The sequence below is a fragment of the Thermaurantimonas sp. genome, from assembly GCF_046299575.1.
Taxonomy (GTDB): Bacteria; Bacteroidota; Bacteroidia; order Flavobacteriales; family Schleiferiaceae; genus Thermaurantimonas.
Window position 1 is genome coordinate 110,575 of the sequence record NZ_JBKBHX010000007.1, and the last position, 21,003, is coordinate 131,577.

A 21,003-nucleotide genomic window follows, 5' to 3' on the forward strand; every position below is an offset into this window, starting at 1 on the left:
AAAGATTTAAAACTATTTAAATTCATTATTCATGAGCATGCCTAAATTTTTAATCGCTGACAACACCGATTTTCCTGAAGATATCTTCGTAATTCACACGGAATATCCTCGCTTTATCTTAAATATGTCAACAGATGAGCTCGAATGGCTTGATGATGTGGATCTTGGCGAAGAAGATGACATACCTGCTGAAATCATGCAACTGCTCGAACAGGCTGATAGCTTCTACGACAGAGAAATGGAGCGCTACGAAAATTTTGACGCTGAATAAAAAAATACTTTTTTCGATTTACTCTTAAAACCTTTTCACTGCCTACCAGTGTTAAGGTTTTGTTTTTTATGGAACTACGAGAAATGGAAGTAAAACCTTACAGCGACAAAGCAGGTAGCAAGAAGGAACAGGTGGCTGAGATGTTTGACAACATTTCGCCCAAGTACGATTTTTTAAACCACATTCTTTCGCTGGGCATTGATCGAGGTTGGCGAAAGAAGCTGCTTCGCCTGGCATCGAAGGCAAAACCTAAAACCATACTCGATGTTGCTACTGGTACTGGTGACTTGGCTATTGCCTTGGCAGAGCTTAAGCCTAATTGCATAATTGGGGTAGATATTTCGGAAGGCATGCTCTCTTATGGGCATAAGAAGATCGAGAAAAAAGGCCTTAAAGGGCTGATTACCCTCCAAAAAGGCGATAGCGAGGCACTTGAGTTTGCAGACAACACATTCGATCTAGTAACGGTGGCCTTCGGTGTTAGGAATTTTGAACGTCTGGAAGCAGGCCTTGCAGAAATGCTTCGCGTTACAAAACCGGGAGGGAAAATCTACATCTTAGAGTTTTCGCAGCCTCAAGGATTTCCATTTGCTCAGCTCTACAAGTTTTACTTCAAAAATATTCTTCCTTTGGTGGGTCGCTGGGTGAGTAAAGACAGCCGAGCATACAGCTACCTGCCTGATTCGGTTGAGGTATTTCCCTATGGAGTGGCTTTTTCCAACATTCTAAAATACTTAGGATATAAAAACATTCGGCTACATCCACTTACATTTGGAGTGGCAACGATATACGAGGCTGAAAAATAATGCGTTGTTTTTTGCGTTTTTCAGGGGTAATGAAACTACATAGATTAAACGCGCTATTTGTTTTCTTGCTAGTGGGCAGTACTGCAGCTTATGGGCAGCGCATTCTGAATATGCCTACCTATACGAGCAAGCCTTACCACTTTGGATTTTACATTGGTATCAATTGGTATAACTTTCACATTCGGCACAAGCCCAATCTTGACGATTTTCCAGGGTATTATTCAACCATTACTCGCGTTGATCCGGGCTATCATGTAGGTATCATCTCCGATCTCCGGATAGTCAATCACTTAAATCTGCGTTTTAATCCCGCTTTTGCTGCGACAGTACGCCGACTTGAAATCGATACCTACAATCCAAATTTTTTACGCCGGCAGGTGTATGTTAAAGACGTGGAATCGTCGTTTGTAGAGCTTCCGCTCGAGCTTAAATTTTCAAGTAAGAGAATACACAATTATTTGGTGTATGTAACCGGTGGTTTGCGCTACAACATAGACCTCGCCTCTCAGGAAAAGGTGCTCGACGACGAGTTGTTTAAAATTCGGCGAAACGATTTTGCATATGAAGTAGGCTGTGGCATAGATATCTTTTTTGAATATTTTAAAATGTCGCCTCAGCTGAAGGCAGGTTTTGGCTTTGCTAACTTGCTGGTTAACGATGGCTCGGTATATGTAAATAATATTGACAAAATTTACACGCGGTCAGTATTGTTTTGTATCACATTTGAATAAGCTGACCTAAAGGTGATCAAAGAGATTGAAATAAAGTCGTTGCCGGCACTGGCTTACAACGATGAGTTTGTAAGATCAGAAATTTTAAAGCACCTAAAAGTTGAACCCAGCGAACTGACCGGTTATCGGGCCTTGCGCTACTCGATCGATGCGCGAAGGCATCCAGTTCAGATCGTACAGCGAGTGCTGGTAGCCCTCGACGAACCCTTGCCAGCTGATGAGCTAACACCCTTGATTTACAAAAATGTGCGAGATGCTCAAAAGCGTGTATTAATTGTAGGCTTTGGCCCGGCAGGCATGTTTGCTGCTCTTAGGCTCATTGAGCTGGGCTTCAAGCCCATCGTGTTAGAGCGGGGATTCGATGTGCGAACGCGTCGTCGCGACCTAAAAGCCGTTAACAGAGATCACATCGTAAATCCTGAAAGTAACTATTGCTTCGGTGAGGGAGGTGCCGGTACCTACTCCGATGGAAAGCTCTACACGCGCTCTACAAAACGAGGAGATGTGCGTAGGATTTATGACTTGCTAGTCCATCACGGTGCAAATCCCTTTATCCGTGTAGATGCGCATCCACATATTGGAACCAACAAATTGCCTGGTGTAGTACAGGCCATCAGAGAGCGCATTTTGGAACATGGCGGAGAGATTCACTTCGGCACTCGGGTGGTAGATTTTGTACTTCAGAGTGGTAGGGTGACCGGGGCGGTGACTCGAGATGGAGCTGTGATCGAAGGAGACGCCTTGATCTTGGCCACAGGACACTCTGCTCGAGACATTTTTGAACTGCTACACCGAAAGCAGATTTCAATCGAACTCAAACCCTTTGCACTAGGGGTACGGGTGGAGCACCCTCAAGCGCTAATCGATCACATTCAGTATCACGGCATGGAGCGCGGAGAGCACTTGCCAGCAGCCAGCTACAAATTGGTGCATCAGGTGGCAGGTAGGGGAGTGTACAGCTTCTGCATGTGTCCGGGTGGATTCATAGTGCCAGCTGCTACGGCACAAGAAGAGATTGTAGTAAATGGTATGTCGCCAAGCAAGCGCGACAGTCGTTTTGCCAATTCGGGTATAGTGGTAGAAATACGGCCGGAGGATGTTTCTGAATTTAAAAAAGAAGGTCCGCTGGCAGCTCTGCGCTTTCAGCAGATGGTCGAACGAAGGGTGTGGGAGGCTGGTGGTAAAACGCAAGCAGCGCCTGCACAAAGGCTTATCGACTTCCTTCACGGCAAGGTGAGCACCGTGCTTCCAGAGTGTTCATATATACCTGGACTAACGTCTGTTAATATGAATGAGGTATTACCCGAGTTTGTTAGCTATAGGCTCAAAGAAGGCTTTAAAGCCTTTGGCCGTAAGATGAAAGGCTATTTAAACGAAGAAGCTCAAATCGTGGCAACTGAGAGCCGGACATCGTCGCCGGTGAAAATTCCAAGAAATTCCGATACACTCATGCATCCGGAGATAGGAGGCCTGTTTCCCGCCGGTGAGGGAGGTGGCTATGCAGGCGGCATCGTTTCAGCGGCTATGGATGGCGAACGCGTGGCTGAAAAAGTTGTTGAATTTTTGCAAAAACTTTCGTAATTACGTATGCGTGCATTGGTGATAGGCGCAACTGGAGCTGTGGGCTCTGAGGTGGTTAAAGCTTTACTGAAAGCTGATGATTGGAAACTCGTGCGCGTGTTGGCTCGTCAAAAAGCATCTATTTCCCATCCAAAACTTCAATGGCATGTGGGAGATTTGTTTTTTGACCAGTTTATTTCTAATCATTTAGAGGACATTACACACATCTTTATGTGCATCGGCACTACGCGCAAGAAAACGCCTGATCGAGATACCTATCGCGCCATTGATTACGGAATTCCCGTGCGTACAGCCCAGCTGGCTGCAATTACCGATGTGTATCACATGCTGGTGGTATCGGCTATTGGTTCCAATCCAAAAAGCTGGATTTTCTACTCTAAGCTAAAGGGCGAGATGGAGCGCGATGTAGCTGCCACTGCACTTCCGAGGGTTGATTTCTTTAGACCATCTACCATCATAGGTCAGCGACCTGAGCGCCGACCTGCTGAAGAGTGGGCCATTAAAATCGATGGCTGGCTGGGTGGCTTGATCCCTAATAAATATAGAGCGGTGCGAGCCGAGCAAATCGCACGCGCTATGATTGACCGTGCTAGACTAACAGAAGAGGGGCGATATTTCATCGAAAAGGCTGAAATTTTAAAATATTGACCCTCGCGCTTCAGGTCGGTGTGTAAATATTTGATTGTGACTTTCTGAAAATTAGCATTTTAATAATAATTAAGGAACTCAGTTTTTAATTATTGCAGCCCATTAATTTTTAAAGGGCTTTTAAAAAGCTTTTTAAAGCCTCTACATTAGCTGTTGATTTAACGGGTTGCACTTCAAACTTTTATTACATGGTAATCGCAACTTCTATTCTCTTGGTCCTTTGGGCTGGCGTTGTATTATACTTCACGGTGATATCGCGCCAGAGTACGGGCAGTATTCGCGATTATGCCCTGGGGTCGATGATATTTTCTCCGGTGTTTGTTGGGTTGAGTTTGGCCGCGGGAATGACAAGCGCGGCTACTTTTATCATTAATCCGGGATTAATCGGTTATTACGGCATCAGTGGGGTGATAAGTTATGCGATTTCTCTGCCGCTAGCAGCGCTGGTATCGCTCGTCATTCTGACCAGAAAGTTTCGACAGGCGGGTAGCTCAACCAGGGCTCTTACACTAGCACAGTGGATGGGTCATATGTATCAAAGCAGGGCAATTTCGACCTTCTTTGCCGTGATTTCGCTTTTGCTAATCACTTTTTTAGTGCTCATAACTGTAGGACTTACCCAGGTGCTCACATCGGCATTGAAGGTGGATTATCGATTTGTTTTAATAGGCATCACATTCTTTGTGTTTGGGTACATGGCCTTTGGCGGGGCTAATACAATGGTGTATTCCAATGCCATACAGGCAGTACTAATGCTGATAGTGGCCATCACGCTTCTAGGGAGCGGATGGAGCTATTTTTCAGAAGGTTTATCGGGCTTTTTTGCTAGGTTAAGGAGCATAGATCCTCGGCTTGTTCAGCCCACGAACCCAGATAGTCCACTGTTTCGCGATTATTTTGAGATTGTGGTGGCACAAATAATTGTAGGCGTTGCAATCATATGTCAGCCACACATCATCACTAAATCTTTGTTGCTAAAAAGTGAGGCACATGTGAAGTCCTATTTGATCAGTGGGGTGGTGGTGCAGACACTTTTTTTCCTCGTGGTGATTGCCGGATTGTACGCCCGAATAGAATTCCCTGATCTTACTCTTAATGGCCAGCCCATAAAGCCGGATTCGCTGATGAGCACTTTTGTGACGCATCACTTTCAGCCTATTGTGGCAGTGCTGGTGGTGTTTGGTCTGTTGGCAGCAGGTATTTCTACGATTGAGTCGCTCATTCAGTCACTCTCCACCACCATCACAGTCGATTTATTGCAACCTCTTCTCTTGCGCAAGGCCGACCAACATCAGGTGGTACGGGTAAATCGAGTGGTAATCCTTCTGCTGGCGGTGGTGACGTTTTTCATCTCCAGGCAGCAGATCGAGCATCCCAATCTGTCGGTGGCCATGCTTGCACAAAACGGCGTGTATGCCTTTTTTGCAGCAGCCTTCTTTCCGGTGCTTATGGGCATCTTTGGCAAGCAGAAGGTACCGACTGCCGCCCTTGCTGCAGCCCTTACAGCCATTGTTGTGCATTTTAGTGTGTACTACCTTCGCCTGACGCCATACATGCAAGGCACAGTGCGCAATCCTGCAATCCCCGCAGCACTAGCCATTATAAGTGCTTTATTGGTGGGCTTGGGGGTATACAAAGCAATGAAAAGAAAGACCATATCCAAAGACTAAGGGAGAGTGAGATTTTTAAATTTCCATGTCTTTTCTATTTAAAATTTTTTTTGTGCCTGTGGTTTGTAGACGAAATTTCTTAAAATTTATCTGCAACTGATGAGCGTAGATTGTGCTGGTGTAGCCGGCATCGAAGCCGTAGTTCTTCACCAAAGGATTTGCGAGCCTGACGAAGGCCGATTAAATGCCCCTAATGATAAGCAGGAAGGAGTTCGTTCAAATAAAAAGTCAAAAAATGCAGCTTTTGATAATCAGTTGTAAGACTCAATGATGGAGCGGGCATTGAGCAAAGCGGAGTCGGTAATAGTGCTGCCGCTGAGAAGACGGGCAACTTCGCGCAGGTGTTCATCGCCGTTGAGCTTTTTGAGGTTAGTTTGAAAGCGGCCATTTACATCGCCTTTGTAAACGAGGTAGTGATGATGCGCAGCAGCGGCTATTTGAGGTAGGTGGGTGATGGCAATCACTTGAATATCGCTACCGAGGGCACGAAGTAGTTGGGCAATCTTTTCAGCGGATGCGCCGGATACTCCTGTGTCGATCTCATCGAAGAGGATGGTAGGCAACGATTTCTTTCGGGCGAGTACAGATTTAATTGCCAGCATAAGTCTTGAGAGCTCACCGCCGGAGGCAATTTGGCGCACGGGAGCCAAAGACATGCCGGGATTGGGGCTGAAGAGCATATCTACCGCATCAGCACCTGTAGTAGAGTAAGTCGTTGACGAAAGCTGAATAGAAAACTGAGCGCTAGCGAAGTTGAGTTGTTTAAGCAATTCGCTGATTTCGCGCTCGAGGCTGGGTATAATCGATTTTCGAGACTGTGTGAGTGATCGAGCTGCTTGGAGTAGCTGCCCTTCTGCCTGAGCGATAAGGGCGTCGAGCTCCTGGCGGTATGACTGGCGGCTTTCGAAGGCATGGATTTCTGCTTCGAGTTGCTTTTTCAGTTCGAGTAGTTGGTCGCTGTCGTGAGTACGGTGCTTGTTGCAGAGGTGCATGAGCAGGTCGAATCGCTGGCGCAATTGCTCGAGGTAGGCAGGATCGAGTTCTGCTGTAGCAGCCTGGTCGTCGAGAGTGGTGGCTATGTCTTTAATTTCGGGCACGAGGGCTTCCCAACGCTGATAAAGATTTTCGAACGTGGGGCTTAGGCGGGCCAGGTGGCGAAGGTCGGCTTCTACTCGGCGAAATTGCGACAGAATTCCGACTTCATCTTCGTAAATAAGGGAGCTGATCTGCTGAAGTCGGGTGAGAGTGTCTTCAGCATTTTCGGCTAGTTGGATTTCTTGTTCTAGCTTATGGAGTTCGCCGGGTTTGATCTTGGCAGATTCCAATTCTTGGAGGAGGAATTTTTTATAGTCGAGGTCGCGGTCGGTGCCTTCGGTGCGCAGAAGTTCTTCCTTATCGGCCAGAAGTTTTTTGTAGCGCTGGTAGGCTGATTGATAGATGTTTATCTGCGCATCGTTGTTGGCAAATCGGTCGAGCAACCTCAGTAGATATGACTGCTGCGTAAGCAGGAGGGTGTCGTGCTGTGAGTGGACGTCGATCAGAAACCCCGAAAGTTCTTTTAACGTTTGAAGGTTAACAGGTGAATCTTGTACAAAAGCGCGCGACTTACCACCAGGCAACAGTTCACGACGAATGATGAGGTGGTGGTCATAGTCAAGGTCGTTTTCGATAAAAAAGGATTCGAGTCCGTAGGGTTCAATGTCGAAGACGGCCTCTACAATGCACTTCTGATCTGGATTACCGGCGATTTCAGCCGAGGCTCTACTACCAGATAGGAGCGAAAAGGCTGAGAGAATGACAGATTTTCCAGCGCCTGTCTCACCGGTTAGGATGGTTAATCCGCTCTGAAAATCGATGGACAATCGGTCGATAAGGGCCAGATTTTGGATTTTCAGATGCCTAATCATGCCGTCTTACTGATTTTGTGCGTTTGTACTGTTGATGGGTACTAACTTATAATTACGTGCTGTTAGAATTTGAACCGCGTCATTTTGGAAAACGCCTTTGCGACGAGTTGATTTAATTTGGATAAATTCAGGTTTATAACGTGAATCAGTAAGTGATTTCACTAAATCATAGGTGGTTTGGTAAGCGTAAAGCGTAATTTCGCTGGCTTCGAGCTTGTGCTGCAGAGCTATGGTTTCAGCAGCCGTTTGTACTAGTGGATGGTTGTAATTCACGAAACGAGGCGAGGCAATAAGAAAATTTATTTGATTGAGGTAACGCGGTTCGAGTAGAGGGTTGTCGAGTACTCTGCGGCTGATAATCAAAGTGTTTGCCTTGTTACGACGCATGCGGTCGATAAATTGAGAGGAGAGGTAGTTGTCTTCTGCAAAGAATACTACCACTTTGGCTTCAACTACATCAGTCACTGCATTAAGACCTTGCAGGCCAGAGGCGAGTCTAATTTCACGTATAGTTTTGTTTGTCAAATATTTGCGCAATAGGTCGTTTAGCTGATTTGCCTTAGCCTCTTTTTCGGAATAAACTAGATACACAGGTTGGTTGCTGTAATGCGATTGAATGGCTATGGCTAGGGAACGCATTTCAAGTTCTTCGCTTTCTTGCATCCAGATGGAGCCTTCGGCTGAGCTGTTAAGGGTGCCAAAGGGCAAAATGACAGGTACTTTGCCCGCATCAGGGAAATTTTCAAGAAAAGATTTTGCCTGTTGTGGCACAAAGGGGCCGATCACGATGTCGCTTTCGCGCACCCGGCTGAAAAGACCCTTTAAATCCGTAGTGCTTTCAGGTAATTCGATTACTGAAAGGGTAAATTGATATCCCTGTGCAGTGAGGTTTTCGAGTGCTGTACGCACCCCGAGGTAATAGTCCATTGCCACAATGTCAGAGGGGCGTAGGTCACGTACTTCTGATTCGATATTGACAGGCAGAATGAGCGAAATGCGCAGACGTCGCTTTCCTAGCAACCCAAAGTAGTTGACGTATTCTACAGAGCTGGCGTCTGCTACCTCGGGAACGATGGAATCTTTTATTTCTACAATAGACGGACTTCCATTTCCGGGAATTTTTATTGGTATGAGCAAGAGCATACCTACTTTGAGAGGCATTTGTCGAAGTTCAGGATTGTATCGCTCTATGTCGTCTATTTTAATTCCATATTTGCGTGCTAGTGCAGAAAGTGTTTCTCCCTCTTCTACGCGATGCATGGTGAAGCGCACAGAGTCGGTCCTCGAGCCATTTTTAGAAGGAGAGGCTGTAGATGCAGATTGGCCATTTTCAGAAGGTGGCGTTACGCGTAGCAATTGACCAGGTTTGATTAGGCTATCACTTATTTGGTTGAAAGCTAGCAAGTCAGCGACGCTTATTTGATAGATACGCGCAATGGAGAAGAGCGATTCGCCTGGCTTCACGCGGTGAAAGCCGAGAGGTGCCGATTCTTCGGCGACCAATTCGGGTGATTGAACGGGTGCGAGCTTAGGATTCTTGGGTATGAGCAACCTCATGCCTGGGCGAATAACCTTGTCTTTGATGTCAGGATTGTTGGCTTCAATTAAATCAATGGGAACATTGAACTGACGGCTGAGGCTGTATAGCGTTTGTCCTTCCTGTATTGTAAATACATGAAATCGGTTTGTGTCAATAGTTTCTTCTTTAGGTGAGGCAGAAGCAGGCACCATCACCACATCACCGGCTTTTATCCCCTGACGTGTTTCGGGGTTGAATTTGTAAAAATCTTCAACAGAAATGTTGTATTGGCGCGATATGGAAAAGACTGTTTCGCCCTGCTGAACGCGGTGAAATTTGAAAGATTCTTGAGCGAACGCTTGAAAAGATATTATTGATAACAAGAAAACAAAAATCTTAAGCTTTTTAAATATCCAAGCCATCGCAATATGATCGATTATTCCCATTCAATAGTTGCAGGTGGTTTTGAGCTGATGTCGTATACTACTCGATTTACCCCCGGAACGCGGTTGATGATTTGATTAGAAATTCGTGCCAAAAAATCGTATGGCAAATGTACCCAATCAGCGGTCATCCCGTCGGTAGAGTGGACGGCGCGAAGTGCTACTACATATTCATAGGTGCGTTCGTCGCCCATTACACCGACCGAACGGCTGTCGAGTAAAATGGCTCCAGCCTGCCATACCTGTTCGTATAGCCCTTCTTCTTTAAGGCCTTTTATAAAAATGTAGTCTGCTTCTTGTATGAGCGCTACTTTTTCAGGAGTTATATCGCCGAGAATACGAATGGCTAATCCAGGACCGGGAAAAGGATGACGACCCAAAAGCTCGTCAGGTATGCCAAGGGCGGCACCTACCCTCCGCACTTCATCTTTAAAAAGCATACGGAGGGGTTCTACTATTTTTAGTTTCATAACCTCAGGCAAGCCGCCTACATTATGGTGTGACTTAATGGTGGCAGATGGACCTGCTACAGAAGCGCTCTCGATTACATCCGGATAAATAGTGCCTTGAGCTAAGAAAGAGACATCTTCAATTTTAAGAGCCTCTTCATCAAATACTTCAATAAACAGTCTGCCAATGATTTTGCGCTTTTGCTCAGGGTCGGTCACACCGCGCAGAGCGTCTAGAAAACGCTCAGAAGCATCGACCCCTTTAACGTTTAGCCCCATGTCGCGGTACTGATGAAGCACATGCTGAAATTCGTTTTTACGCAGCAAGCCGTTGTTTACAAAGATGCAATGCAGCTGGTCGCCAATGGCTTCAGAAAGCAATACGGCTGTTACAGTACTGTCAACACCGCCCGAGAGGCCTAAAACAACCTTTTCTACGCCGATCTTGCGACGAAGGCTTTCTATACTGGATTGTATAAAAGATTCAGGCGTCCAACTCTGGTCACATCCGCAGATGTTTACAACAAAGTTTTTCAAAAGGTCTTTGCCGTATTCACTGTGATACACTTCCGGGTGAAACTGAATTCCCCAGGCTTTCAAAGTTGGAATTTCAAATGCAGCATTGCGAATGTCTTCGGTTGAGGCGATGCATTCAAATCCTTCAGGCAAATCGTCTATGGTATCGCCATGACTCATCCACACTTGCGATTTTTCGGGAATTTTCTTAAGCAGCGGATTGTTTGGCTTAAGCAAGTGAAGTTTTGCACGACCGTATTCACGCAGGCCGCTGGCTCCAACTTTTCCGCCATGCATGTGTGTGAGCAATTGTGCACCATAACAAATGCCCAGCACAGGTATTTTGCCGAGAAATGTCGATAAATCAGGTTTTGGAGCGTTGTGGTCATTTACCGAAAATGGACTGCCCGAAAGAATTAGCCCTTTGATGTGCGATATGTGTTGGGGTACGTGATAGTAAGGATGAATTTCGCAATAGACGTTGAGCTCACGGATTTTCCGAGCAATCAGTTGTGTATATTGAGAACCAAAATCGAGGATTAAAATGGTGTCTTTCATAGGGCAAAGGTAGCAGCCTCTGCTACAATGTGCAGATTGTAATGGTTGCTTCTAAAAATTTTACACCTTTTTTTCAAAACATTCCCATCATAAATCCTAAAGACATATATGTAGTATCGAATCTCTTTAAATTTCCGATTAAATTAAAAGAATATCCAACCTGAATTTGAAAGTGAAAATTATCAATAATCTGATAATCGTAAATAACATTAGGCTCTAATCTAACGAAACGATTTGAGATTATCGTTTTGTCTCCGTTCTCATCGATTGCAACATTCGAAAGAGCACCTAGACCAAGTCGAGAACCGAAGGCCAATTTATGATTGTTGCTAATTTCTACTCTTGCGCCACCAAATATTCCACCGTATCCGAGATTCACCGTCTTGTTTTGTTTGGTTGAGGTACCTCCAAAGCCAAAGCCACCAATAAAACCGCTTTCTCTGAAAATTGCGCCTCCTAATCCACCATTAGCAACGCCAAAACCAGCACTGCCAAAATTCATTAATTGAATATAAAATCCGCCAAATCCACCCGATTCGTATTGTGCACAGATTGGATTTATTGATAGGAAAACAGCACTTAAAAACGCCACGTAAGAAATTAACTTATTCAAAATGTAGAATTTAATTTTAAAATTTAGTAGATAATACATAAGGTAGCATCTTGCGCCAGGTGGGCCAGTCGTGTTCAATGTCCCAGCCCCAAACGTCAAGATCGTGCGGAAGGCCTTTGTGGTGGAGAATACCCGAAAGAGCACGAGAGGCATTTGGATCTTCATAAGCTCCTGAGCCGGTAAGAATGTGTATGTGACCACTTCGCCGGATCTGCTCCAATGTGTTGTGGTCGTTTAAGTTTTGAAGGTAATGTATGGGCGAATTGAAGTACACGTTGTCGTCCCAATAGCCTTTGGTATAAACACTCAAGTCATACACCCCACTCATGGCAATGCATCCATTTAAAGCCCAGGGATTTTTAAAAAACAAGTTAGCTGCATGCAGAGCTCCAAAAGATGCCCCAGCTATATAGATGGGCGTCGTTGGGCTGGTTTTACTCTTTATAAAAGAAACAACCTCGTTGTACACATAGTCGTTAAATTGTGCGTGGCGCAAGGATTTGTCGCGTGGGTGCATGCGCGAATTCAGCCAGCTTTCGTTGTTTATCGAATTGATGCTGAAGACTTTCACCTTTCCTGCATCGATTAAGGGCTGTATGGCGTCGATCAAGAAAAAACGTTCGTATTCCAGATAATCGGCTGCAGCGGTAGGCACCATGAGCAGCGCAAATCCAAAATGACCGTATACAGCGATTTCCATTTTTCGATTAAGAGCTGGGCTGTGCCATGCGTGTATTTCGCGATGCATTTTACTATGAGTTTGCCACAAAGAAATTTATTTTCTTTGAAGAAGTAAAACAATTGTTACAAAATTTTTCAAAATTCATAAAATATCAATGAAGATTTCGTTTTTCGGCGGTACAAGCACTGTGACTGGTTCGAAGCATTTGCTCGAGGTGGGTACTAAAAAAATCCTTCTGGATTGTGGTCTTTTTCAAGGTCTTAAAGAGCTTCGCTTGCTCAATCGCGCTCCCTTTCCCGTTTCGCCATCGTCCATCGATGTCGTTATCATTTCGCATGGACATTTAGATCATGTCGGTTATTTGCCTGTACTGGTAAAAAATGGCTTTCGTGGATACATTTTCTGCACGGAGGCCACGGCTGAAATTATGAAAATAATCTTACAAGACAGTGCCCGCATACAGATGGAAGAAGCTGAGCGTGCTCGCAGAGAAGGGTATTCTCGACATTCTGATCCAAAGCCGCTATATACAATTGAAGATGTAGATGCTGTACTTCTATTGGTGCGCCCGGTAGCCTACAATGAAACAATTGAGCTTACAAAATCCATTTTCTTCCAACTTATTCCGGCAGGTCATATTTTGGGAGCTTCGGTCATTTCATTAGATATAGAGGGTAAAAAAATCGTATTCACCGGCGACTTAGGCCGCTACAACGATCTACTACTGCCGCCTCCACAGCCAGTACACGAAGCTGATGTATTGTTGTGCGAATCAACCTACGGACACACCCTGCATAATACCCATTACGAGGAGATTGAAAAACGATTGATAAAGCACATCTTATATGCATGGGAAAACAAGAGTTTATTGCTGATACCCGGCTTTGCCGTGGAGCGCGCTCAAGTATTAATGTATTTAGTAAGTAAACTTAAACACAGAGGTCAAATACCGCCTGTTGCCCTCTACCTTGACTCTCCAATGGCAAGTGCTGTATCAGACGTTTTTATGCGTTTTTCTGAACTACTAAAAATTGACGGTATGGAGCTCTATCGAGCCCTCGATAGTTATGATTTTGTAGAATCTTTAGAAGAGAGCAATAAAATCGTACACAGCTCACAGCCTCGTGTTGTGATAGCTGGAGGCGGAATGTTGGCTGGTGGTCGCGCTTTGAATTATTTGTTTGAACACTTAGAAAATCCCAAGTCTATTCTCCTGCTTGCCGGATATCAAGCCGAGGGTACACGCGGTCGCGCGATATTGAATGGATTGGATGAGATTAAAATCTATGGCCGATATCTAAAAATTCGAATGCGTACCGATCACATCGACGGACTTTCGTCGCACGCCGATCGGGGCGATATATTGCGCTGGCTCGAAAATTTTAAAGCGTTTCCCAAGAAAATATTTTTGGTGCATGGCGAGGCTCATTCGGCTGATGCACTCCGGCTGAAATTGAAGGATACGTATAGAAATTCTGAGGTTTTAATTCCAAAAATCGGCGATTCGTTTGAACTTTTTTGATTTTGGGAGTTGTTTAAAACACTGTTGAGAATTAAATAAAGATTAACAGAAAAATAACTTCGTTATTTGTAGGAACCTTTATCGTTGTAAGCAAAAAAGTACAGCTATGACGTCAAAAATGGTGTTTAAAGACAATGCTGGCCGCAAAGTGACCGACGTGCGTGCTTTTGTTGAGCGATGGTTAGCTGACCATCCGAAAGGAAGGATTTTTATTGGCGCCGATTCGAAGGTCAAGGGCGAGTATGTGAAATACGCCATCGTCATTTGTCTGTGGGATGTAGGTAAGGGAGTTTCAGAACTTTTTGCTCATACCATGTTGCCCAAACCGGCCGATTCGTTTTCAAGGCTTTGGAATGAAGTAACAAAAGCCGTTGAGATAGCCGAATGCATCAAAGACTTAGCGCGTATCGAAATTCATGTAGACATTAACTCAAAGCCAGGGTATCGATCTTATCAGTTGTACGATGCCTCAATGGGTTTCATAAAGAGTTTTGGCTACGAAGCAGCAGGAAAGCCTTTTGCGTGGGCAGCCAGCTGTGGTGCCAATAGGCATTGTCAGTAAGAAGTTCTTTTAGTTGCTTTTTCTTAAAAATTTGTAGATACCTGCCACGATTCCAACAGGCATAAGACGCACTGTTGTCCGAATTAAGAGTTGAATTGCATAGTGATACCACTTATAAAAGCCCATTTGATAGATCATGTACATCGATTTGTATTCGAGTTTTAAATATACCCACCCTCTTCGCCGGTGAATGAGTGAGGTACCGGCGCGTACTCGAACAAGAGGCTTCGGAATATTGGCAGCCTTAAAGCCGGCATGTAGCAGTCGCGCCCACAGCACGTAGTCTTCGCCCATCACTTTTTCCAATGGATATCCATCTACAGACAGTACAGCATCTCGTCTATACATCACTGTTTGATGATTAAAAGGGCAGCGCCAGTGGGCGAATCGATAGATGTCTTTGTGCGAAGTAGGGAGTTCTCGGGAAGCAAGTTTCTGCTTCATGTCTTCATCGTACTCATCGATCCACGAGCCTATGATGGCCACCTCTGGATGCGCTTGTAAGTACTGCCATTGCATTTCAAACCTGTACAGCTCTGCAATGTCATCAGCATCCATGCGGGCTATCCATGGTTGGGAAGCGGCCTGTACACCAGCGTTGAGAGCCACCGGTATGCCTTTGTTTTCAGGAAGTTTTACGACCTTTAATTCAGGCAGGTGCTTTTGCCATTTCTGTAGCTCTTCTTCTAATTCGCTCGGGATTGGACCATCTTGTACAATGATGATTTCTGAGGCTTTTGCCGTTTGTGCTTCCACGCTTTTCAGCGATTCACGAAGCCAATGCGCTTTATCGCCTTGATAAATAGGTAATAGTACACTAAGCGGTAGCCTTTTCTCAGAGGAGGGATTCATACAGGCGCAAATATGCGGTTGCTACTGCCTGTGGGGAAAATTCAGCATCAAAACGCGCTGTGGCATTCATGCATAATGAATCCCGATGTTCGAGGGCAAAATGAATTGCTCGAGAAAATTGTAGTTCTTCTTTCACATTACATTTTACAACTTCATCAGAAAAAAGACCTTCAAACGTCGGAATATCATTTAGTACCACTGGTACCCGGCGCTGAAAGGCCTCAAGCACAACTAGCGGAAATCCCTCACTCAAAGAAGGCAACAACAAAACATCGGCTACACTGAGCAACTGATTGCCATCAGACACATATCCAGCAAAATATACTCGATTGTGTAACCTTAAATGTTCAACTTCTGTTTTTAATTCCGGCAGTAAGGGACCATCGCCAACATGTACCCATCGCCAATCTGGATTTTTTTTCAATACTGGAAGTACCGCCTGCAGATTTTTACGCTCATTAGCCGTTCCGAGGGTCATGAGCAAAGTGTTGCCATCAGCCCATTTTTTAATGTTTTCAGCAATTTTATGATTGTCTTCAGCCGGCGGTTTTAAAATTCGAGTATTTGGAATGTAATGGATGTTTTTAAAGCCCTTTTGCTGGTAAAATCTCTGCATATGCGGGGTAATTGCTACCAGTGCACTTTTGTTCCTCAAGCTCCAGTGATGCGCTAAGATGCCAATAAGCGCTGGTATTTTTGGATATTCCAGGCGATATTCTTCATAAAAATAGTTGTGCAACGTGCAAACGGTTGTGGTTTTTGGCTTGAGGAGCTTGTGGATGAATGTAAATATATCAGGCCGAAGTGTATGACTGTGAAAGATGTCGTATTCCTGAATTCCAAACAGCTCAAAGGCTTTTAAAAAAAACAATTTCTGTCCGTTATCCCAGCGATAGCCTGCTTTTTCATCAAAATACGCGATCGATATTGTGATCTTTTTTTGAAGTGTCAGAACCAGATCGTGTGCTACAGTTACCGGCCCTGTTATCGCAGGCGAGGGCACTATGTGAAGTACTTTCAAGAGGTCAGATTTTCTTTTTTCAACGAGCAACAAAACTATTTAATAGACTCTTAAACGCTTTTTACAAATAATCGCAAACTCTACTCATTGGTCGCATTCTTCAAACAGCGAAACTTTTACATTTGCGAAGAGAAAAACTCATAAACGTTGGACGAGAGAAAGCTTAAAGCCCTTGACACCCTTCATATTCCTGTGTGGCTAGCTAAGGACATTGCATGGCTACTGGTGTATAAACCGCTCGGTGTGGCAATGATTTTACCGGCGGTAGCTGTTGCACTGCACATATGCATTAAAACTGCGTTTAATAAGTTGCTTTTTTATCAAAATTTAGCAGTACTATTCTGGATATCAGCAAACTCAACCTGGATGGCTGGAGAGTTTTTCCATTTTGCATACAAACTACCAGCTGTAATTTTTTTCATTGCTGGCATCATTTCGATTATTTGGCACTATGTGATTGAATTGAAATCATCCGACGAAACGTTAACAAAACTGAGCTTTATCCGTTTTTTTAACAAGCGAAAAATTTAATCTATAACTTTCTGAATTCACACGATGAATAAAAAGCCTTTACGTTCATTGGCCTCGCTAGTGGTCACCTCTTTCATTTTGATTAGCTGTATGCCCGGCAGTACCAGTAACAAGGTACAGCAGCGCGAAAAACTCATTATGCAAATAACATATTCAGCACTATTTACTCAACATCTTCAACCTCCTGTGGCCAATACAGAATTGTCGCAGCGCATCTTCCTGAAAGCCGTCGAAAATTTTGATGTTTCAAAAAAATTCTTTTTGAAGTCAGATATCGATGAATTCTCAAAACAAAAGAGCAATATGCTTAAAATGCTGCAAGACGGTGACGTTAGCTTATTTGAGAAGATGTATCAGCGCATTTTGCAGCGCATCAAAGAGGCAGAGGAGACCGCAAATTCCCTTTTAAACGAACCTATAAAATTTTCTAAAAAGGAATTTTATGAAACGGATGACGATCGCCAGACATTCGCAAAAAACGCCAAAGATCTTCAGGAGAATTGGAGAAAATATTTGAAATACAGGGTTTTAGTAAGGCTTTATGAATCGATAGACACAAGTACAGCCGATCAACAGAATATTCCCGAAATCACAGGGCAGGCCGAACAAGAGGCTCGAAAGAAGGAACGCGAACAGCTGAAGGAGTGGTTTGATATGTTGCGCGATATGGATCGCAACGATTGGTTTGGCCTTTTCATAAATGCATATTCTCAAAATTTTGATCCGCACACAGAATATTATCCACCCCAGCGGCAAGAGGATTTCGAAATCGAGATGACAGGCCAATTCGAAGGCATAGGCGCACAGCTGGTAAATCGCGATGGCTTTGTCACCATCGAGCGAATCGTGCCTGGCAGCGCAAGCTGGCGTCAAGGCGAGCTCGAAGAGGGCGATAAAATTCTGCGCGTGACTCAAGAAAACGGTGAAGCTACCGACGTGGTGGGCATGAGTATTCAAAAAGTTGTAAAGTTGATACGCGGTAAAAAGGGGACAAAGGTGACCCTTACCGTGAGAAAAGCTGATGGTAGCCGTCGTGACATCACTATCGTGCGCGATGTGGTAGAAATGGAGGCAACCTTTGCGCGTTCTGCTGTTGCTGAATACAATGGGGTGAAACTTGGCTACATTCGCTTGCCGAAGTTTTATGTGGATTTTTATAAAGAGACCAATCGGAACTGTGCACAAGACATGCGTATGGAAGTAGAGCGCCTTAAAAAAGAAGGTATAGCCGGTATCATAATTGACTTGCGAAGCAATGGCGGTGGAACATTAGAAGGTGCAGTAGATATTGCAGGTCTATTTATACCATCTGGCCCTGTAGTTCAGGTAAAAGCTACTGGACAACCAGCCCGTGTACTTTCTGACCGCGATCCGTCACTGGTATATGACGGACCGTTGGTAGTAATGGTCAATCACTTTTCTGCCAGCGCTAGCGAAATATTTGCAGCTGCCATGCAAGACTATGGCCGGGCGCTAATCATCGGCCCCAGTCACACTTTCGGAAAGGGAACCGTACAAAACATGATTGACTATGACCGTGCCGTGAGCTTTGGAAATCGCGATTTGAAGCCTCTGGGCTCTTTGAAAATCACTATTCAGAAATACTACCGCATCAACGGCGGTACTCCACAGCTCAAAGGGGTTACACCAGATATTGTAATCCCTGATCAATACAGTTATATCGATTTTGGTGAGCGCGAGTTGAAAAATGCCATTGCCTATTCTGAGATTGCTCCGGCTACCTACACTCGATGGACACAGAATTCTACCTTCTCCTCGGCCATCGAAAAAGCTAAAAAACGCATTGCTGAAAATCCAAAATTTCAGCTCATGGATAGTTATGCCCGTTGGCTAGCCAACAACAAGGAGAAGTCATCCGTATCTCTTAAGTGGGAAGAATACATCACTACACAAAGACGTTTGAAGGAAGAATCGAAGCGATACAAAGATGTGTATGTGAGCACCGACAGCATTCCGTTTGTGATCCCAACCTCAACAGTAGCAGAGCTTACTCAGAAGGGTGATGACCAGAGGGAGTGGAAAAAGTGGGTAGGCGATTTGAGCCGGGATGTACAGTTGCAAGAGGCTATTCGCGTATTATACGACCTAAAATAATGATACACCGCAGGAACAGGCACAATCCTCTAAAGAGTCTTCCTGCCTTTTTCATTGGAGTATTTGTCTTCATCGCCTTGCTCTCATTTTTACTGCCAACTGAGGGCCCGGGTGCATATGATCACATACAACTGGAGTATGCACTTAAACCTCCATTTGTTCGGGTGCAATATGTTAAATTGAACAAATCGGCTAATGCTGCACAGGCAACTCAATACTATCCAGCCGACAGCATAGTTAAAATTTCAAATGATTCGCTAATTATTTACTACCGAAATAAATCAGCATATGTTGCTCATAAGGAAGACGATAGATACATACTCGAGCAGAAGACATTTTACCTCGGCACTGATCGCTTCGGTCGCGACATGTGGGCTCGTATAGCGTATGGCTCTCGTGTATCGCTTTCCATCGGCTTTTTAGCCATGATTGTTAGTTTATCGGTGGGCATACCTCTCGGTGCAGTAGCTGGTTACATGGGAGGTGCAGTTGACAAATGCATTATGTGGCTGGCTACAGTAGTGTGGAGTGTGCCTTCGGTGTTGCTTGTTATGTCGTTTACTTTAGTGTTTGGCAAATCGCTGGCGCAGGTTTTTGTGGCTGTTGGACTCACTATGTGGGTAGATGTAGCACGCACCGTACGCGGTAGGGTGATGTCAATTCGACATAAGGAGTACATTCTCGCAGCTCAAATCGGTGGGCTTTCTACCTGGCGCATTCTATCAGTACATATTTTTCCAAACATTTTAGGGCCGATTCTCATTTTAGCCGCATCCAATTTCTCTACTGCTGTATTGCTCGAAAGCGGAATCAGCTTTTTGGGTCTTGGCGTACAGCCACCTACGCCATCGTGGGGTAACATTATTCGCGATCATTACGCTTATCTCCTAATGGGCAAGCCTTGGACAGTTCTCTTTCCCGCCCTCTGTATCATTGGCCTTATTCTATCACTCATTTCCCTTGCAAATTGTTTAAGGGATTATTACGATGTAAAAGGTGAATAAGTTTTTTTTTTTTTTTTTACAAAAAATAGCCAATATTAAAATTATTGTGTGATGTGATTATATATCATTTTGTTGAAAATTTGGTGATTAGATGCAATCAAATACATAAAAACTCTGTGTATCTCTGTGCCCTCAGTGGTTAAAAAAATACCACAGAGTACACGGAGGCACACAGAGGAGAAATGAATAAAAATCTCTGTAGGTCGTTAAAAAAAAACTTTAAAGTTGATTTTTTAAAAAAATTAAATAAATGATTGAAAATCTAATTACAGACAAGATCATCGGATGTGCAATAGAAGTACACAATTATTTAGGTCCTGGATTGCTAGAGAGCGCATATGAAGAGTGTCTATTTTATGAACTAAAAAGCTCGGGAATTGAGGTAAAGAAACAAGTTGCTTTGCCTGTAGTTTATAAAGGAATAAAACTGGATGCTGGATATAGAATTGATTTATTAGTAGAAAGTAAAGTAATTGTAGAAATTAAATCAGTTGATGTTATTGCAGACATTCACAAAGCACAACTCATGACGTATATGAAATTAGCAAATATTAAAGTTGGATTGCTGATTAACTTTAATGTGAAAATGTTGAAAGACGGTATAGTGCGATGGATTATTTAATATTTCAAGTTTTTTTGAAGATCAAAACACATAGTACACGATGTCAAACAAAAGGAAAAATGAACAAAAAACTCTGTGTATCTCTGTGCCCTCAGTGGTTTAGAAAACACCACAGAGTACACGGAGGCACACAGAGGGGAAATGAATAAAAATCTCTGTGTATCTCTGTGCCCTCAGAGGTTAAAAAAATACCACAGAGTACACGGAGGCACACAGAGGGGAAATGAATAAAAATCTCTGTGTATCTCTGTGCCCTCAGAGGTTAAAAAAATACCACAGAGTACACGGAGGCACACAGAGGGGAAATGAATAAAAATCTCTGTGTATCTCTGTGCCCTCAGTGGTTTAGAAAACACCACAGAGTACACGGAGGCACACAG

20 protein-coding genes are annotated in these 21,003 nt (G+C 44.1%); 13 read left to right on the forward strand and 7 right to left on the reverse strand.

All coding sequences use genetic code 11. The annotated features are described in order from the left end of the window. Nucleotides 1–31: 31 nt before the first annotated feature. The 7 genes from ACK4EX_RS09935 to ACK4EX_RS09965 all read left to right on the forward strand — a co-directional run bounded on the left by ACK4EX_RS09935 (nt 32) and on the right by ACK4EX_RS09965 (nt 5,968). On the forward strand, nt 32–271 hold the full coding sequence (locus ACK4EX_RS09935) for a hypothetical protein (RefSeq protein WP_409772329.1): 240 nt from the start codon (nt 32–34) through the stop codon (nt 269–271). A 68-nt stretch (nt 272–339) separates the two neighbouring features. Beyond that, complete coding sequence (gene ubiE / locus ACK4EX_RS09940) at nt 340–1,077, forward strand: bifunctional demethylmenaquinone methyltransferase/2-methoxy-6-polyprenyl-1,4-benzoquinol methylase UbiE (RefSeq protein WP_409772332.1); 738 nt, start codon at nt 340–342, stop codon at nt 1,075–1,077. A gap of 29 nt (nt 1,078–1,106) precedes the next feature. Continuing rightward, nucleotides 1,107–1,808, forward strand: coding sequence for an outer membrane beta-barrel protein (locus tag ACK4EX_RS09945; protein WP_409772335.1), 702 nt, complete (start codon nt 1,107–1,109; stop codon nt 1,806–1,808). A gap of 12 nt (nt 1,809–1,820) precedes the next feature. After that, complete coding sequence (locus ACK4EX_RS09950) at nt 1,821–3,389, forward strand: NAD(P)/FAD-dependent oxidoreductase (protein ID WP_409772337.1); 1,569 nt, start codon at nt 1,821–1,823, stop codon at nt 3,387–3,389. Nucleotides 3,390–3,395: 6 nt separating this feature from the next. Next, nucleotides 3,396–4,037: an NAD(P)H-binding protein gene (locus tag ACK4EX_RS09955; protein WP_409772339.1), complete on the forward strand. Its 642-nt coding sequence runs from the start codon at nt 3,396–3,398 to the stop codon at nt 4,035–4,037. Between the two features lie 188 nt (nt 4,038–4,225). After that, on the forward strand, nt 4,226–5,707 hold the full coding sequence (locus ACK4EX_RS09960) for a sodium:solute symporter family transporter (RefSeq protein ID WP_409772341.1): 1,482 nt from the start codon (nt 4,226–4,228) through the stop codon (nt 5,705–5,707). 99 nt (nt 5,708–5,806) lie between these two features. Continuing rightward, complete coding sequence (locus tag ACK4EX_RS09965) at nt 5,807–5,968, forward strand: hypothetical protein (protein ID WP_409772343.1); 162 nt, start codon at nt 5,807–5,809, stop codon at nt 5,966–5,968. Here ACK4EX_RS09965 and recN read toward each other — a convergent pair. From recN to ACK4EX_RS09990, 5 genes are all read right to left on the reverse strand, one after another. Next, nucleotides 5,959–7,614: a DNA repair protein RecN gene (gene recN / locus ACK4EX_RS09970; RefSeq protein ID WP_409772346.1), complete on the reverse strand. Its 1,656-nt coding sequence runs from the start codon at nt 7,612–7,614 to the stop codon at nt 5,959–5,961. The two genes, ACK4EX_RS09965 and recN, sit on opposite strands and share 10 nt — an antisense overlap. A 6-nt stretch (nt 7,615–7,620) precedes the next feature. Then, nucleotides 7,621–9,555 (reverse strand): LysM peptidoglycan-binding domain-containing protein, encoded by a 1,935-nt coding sequence (locus ACK4EX_RS09975; RefSeq protein ID WP_409772349.1) that lies wholly within the window; start codon nt 9,553–9,555, stop codon nt 7,621–7,623. 14 nt (nt 9,556–9,569) lie between these two features. Then, entirely contained in the window at nt 9,570–11,099 is a 1,530-nt protein-coding gene (gene guaA / locus ACK4EX_RS09980; protein WP_409772352.1) for a glutamine-hydrolyzing GMP synthase, read from the reverse strand. Nucleotides 11,100–11,172: 73 nt separating this feature from the next. Beyond that, on the reverse strand, nt 11,173–11,712 hold the full coding sequence (locus ACK4EX_RS09985) for a hypothetical protein (RefSeq protein ID WP_409772353.1): 540 nt from the start codon (nt 11,710–11,712) through the stop codon (nt 11,173–11,175). A 16-nt stretch (nt 11,713–11,728) separates the two neighbouring features. After that, nucleotides 11,729–12,460, reverse strand: a complete 732-nt coding sequence (locus ACK4EX_RS09990; protein ID WP_409772355.1) for an esterase family protein — start codon at nt 12,458–12,460, stop codon at nt 11,729–11,731. A gap of 88 nt (nt 12,461–12,548) precedes the next feature. Between ACK4EX_RS09990 and ACK4EX_RS09995 the strand changes: the two genes are divergently transcribed. Next, complete coding sequence (locus ACK4EX_RS09995; protein WP_409772356.1) at nt 12,549–13,916, forward strand: MBL fold metallo-hydrolase RNA specificity domain-containing protein; 1,368 nt, start codon at nt 12,549–12,551, stop codon at nt 13,914–13,916. A gap of 106 nt (nt 13,917–14,022) precedes the next feature. Further along, nucleotides 14,023–14,478, forward strand: coding sequence for a ribonuclease H-like YkuK family protein (locus tag ACK4EX_RS10000; RefSeq protein ID WP_409772358.1), 456 nt, complete (start codon nt 14,023–14,025; stop codon nt 14,476–14,478). Between the two features lie 9 nt (nt 14,479–14,487). Here the strand turns inward: ACK4EX_RS10000 and ACK4EX_RS10005 are convergent, their stop codons facing one another. Both ACK4EX_RS10005 and ACK4EX_RS10010 read right to left on the reverse strand, forming a co-directional pair. Continuing rightward, nucleotides 14,488–15,330 (reverse strand): glycosyltransferase, encoded by an 843-nt coding sequence (locus ACK4EX_RS10005; protein WP_409772360.1) that lies wholly within the window; start codon nt 15,328–15,330, stop codon nt 14,488–14,490. Further along, a complete protein-coding gene (locus ACK4EX_RS10010; protein ID WP_409772361.1) occupies nt 15,314–16,351 on the reverse strand; it encodes a glycosyltransferase family 4 protein in 1,038 nt (345 codons plus the stop codon). Before ACK4EX_RS10010 ends, ACK4EX_RS10005 begins: the two co-directional genes overlap by 17 nt. Before the next feature lie 147 nt (nt 16,352–16,498). On the opposite strand from ACK4EX_RS10010, the gene ACK4EX_RS10015 reads away from it, so the two are divergent. The 4 genes from ACK4EX_RS10015 to ACK4EX_RS10030 all read left to right on the forward strand — a co-directional run bounded on the left by ACK4EX_RS10015 (nt 16,499) and on the right by ACK4EX_RS10030 (nt 20,623). After that, on the forward strand, nt 16,499–16,882 hold the full coding sequence (locus ACK4EX_RS10015) for a hypothetical protein (RefSeq protein ID WP_409772362.1): 384 nt from the start codon (nt 16,499–16,501) through the stop codon (nt 16,880–16,882). A gap of 24 nt (nt 16,883–16,906) precedes the next feature. Beyond that, nucleotides 16,907–18,997, forward strand: a complete 2,091-nt coding sequence (locus ACK4EX_RS10020) for a carboxy terminal-processing peptidase (RefSeq protein ID WP_409772363.1) — start codon at nt 16,907–16,909, stop codon at nt 18,995–18,997. After that, complete coding sequence (locus ACK4EX_RS10025; protein WP_409772364.1) at nt 18,997–20,001, forward strand: ABC transporter permease; 1,005 nt, start codon at nt 18,997–18,999, stop codon at nt 19,999–20,001. Before ACK4EX_RS10020 ends, ACK4EX_RS10025 begins: the two co-directional genes overlap by 1 nt. Nucleotides 20,002–20,251: 250 nt before the next feature. Next, nucleotides 20,252–20,623, forward strand: coding sequence for a GxxExxY protein (locus ACK4EX_RS10030; RefSeq protein WP_409772365.1), 372 nt, complete (start codon nt 20,252–20,254; stop codon nt 20,621–20,623). The last annotated feature ends 380 nt before the right edge of the window (nt 20,624–21,003 follow it).

Coding starts and splice junctions, on each gene's coding strand:
- ACK4EX_RS09935 (WP_409772329.1), top strand. CDS start 32: ATGAGCATGCCTAAATTTTTAATCGCTGACAACACCGATTTTCCTGAA.
- ubiE (WP_409772332.1), top strand. CDS start 340: ATGGAACTACGAGAAATGGAAGTAAAACCTTACAGCGACAAAGCAGGT.
- ACK4EX_RS09945 (WP_409772335.1), top strand. CDS start 1,107: ATGAAACTACATAGATTAAACGCGCTATTTGTTTTCTTGCTAGTGGGC.
- ACK4EX_RS09955 (WP_409772339.1), top strand. CDS start 3,396: ATGCGTGCATTGGTGATAGGCGCAACTGGAGCTGTGGGCTCTGAGGTG.
- ACK4EX_RS09960 (WP_409772341.1), top strand. CDS start 4,226: ATGGTAATCGCAACTTCTATTCTCTTGGTCCTTTGGGCTGGCGTTGTA.
- ACK4EX_RS09965 (WP_409772343.1), top strand. CDS start 5,807: ATGAGCGTAGATTGTGCTGGTGTAGCCGGCATCGAAGCCGTAGTTCTT.
- recN (WP_409772346.1), bottom strand. CDS start 7,614: ATGATTAGGCATCTGAAAATCCAAAATCTGGCCCTTATCGACCGATTG.
- ACK4EX_RS09975 (WP_409772349.1), bottom strand. CDS start 9,555: ATGGCTTGGATATTTAAAAAGCTTAAGATTTTTGTTTTCTTGTTATCA.
- guaA (WP_409772352.1), bottom strand. CDS start 11,099: ATGAAAGACACCATTTTAATCCTCGATTTTGGTTCTCAATATACACAA.
- ACK4EX_RS09990 (WP_409772355.1), bottom strand. CDS start 12,460: ATGCATCGCGAAATACACGCATGGCACAGCCCAGCTCTTAATCGAAAA.
- ACK4EX_RS09995 (WP_409772356.1), top strand. CDS start 12,549: ATGAAGATTTCGTTTTTCGGCGGTACAAGCACTGTGACTGGTTCGAAG.
- ACK4EX_RS10000 (WP_409772358.1), top strand. CDS start 14,023: ATGACGTCAAAAATGGTGTTTAAAGACAATGCTGGCCGCAAAGTGACC.
- ACK4EX_RS10005 (WP_409772360.1), bottom strand. CDS start 15,330: ATGAATCCCTCCTCTGAGAAAAGGCTACCGCTTAGTGTACTATTACCT.
- ACK4EX_RS10020 (WP_409772363.1), top strand. CDS start 16,907: ATGAATAAAAAGCCTTTACGTTCATTGGCCTCGCTAGTGGTCACCTCT.
- ACK4EX_RS10025 (WP_409772364.1), top strand. CDS start 18,997: ATGATACACCGCAGGAACAGGCACAATCCTCTAAAGAGTCTTCCTGCC.
- ACK4EX_RS10030 (WP_409772365.1), top strand. CDS start 20,252: ATGATTGAAAATCTAATTACAGACAAGATCATCGGATGTGCAATAGAA.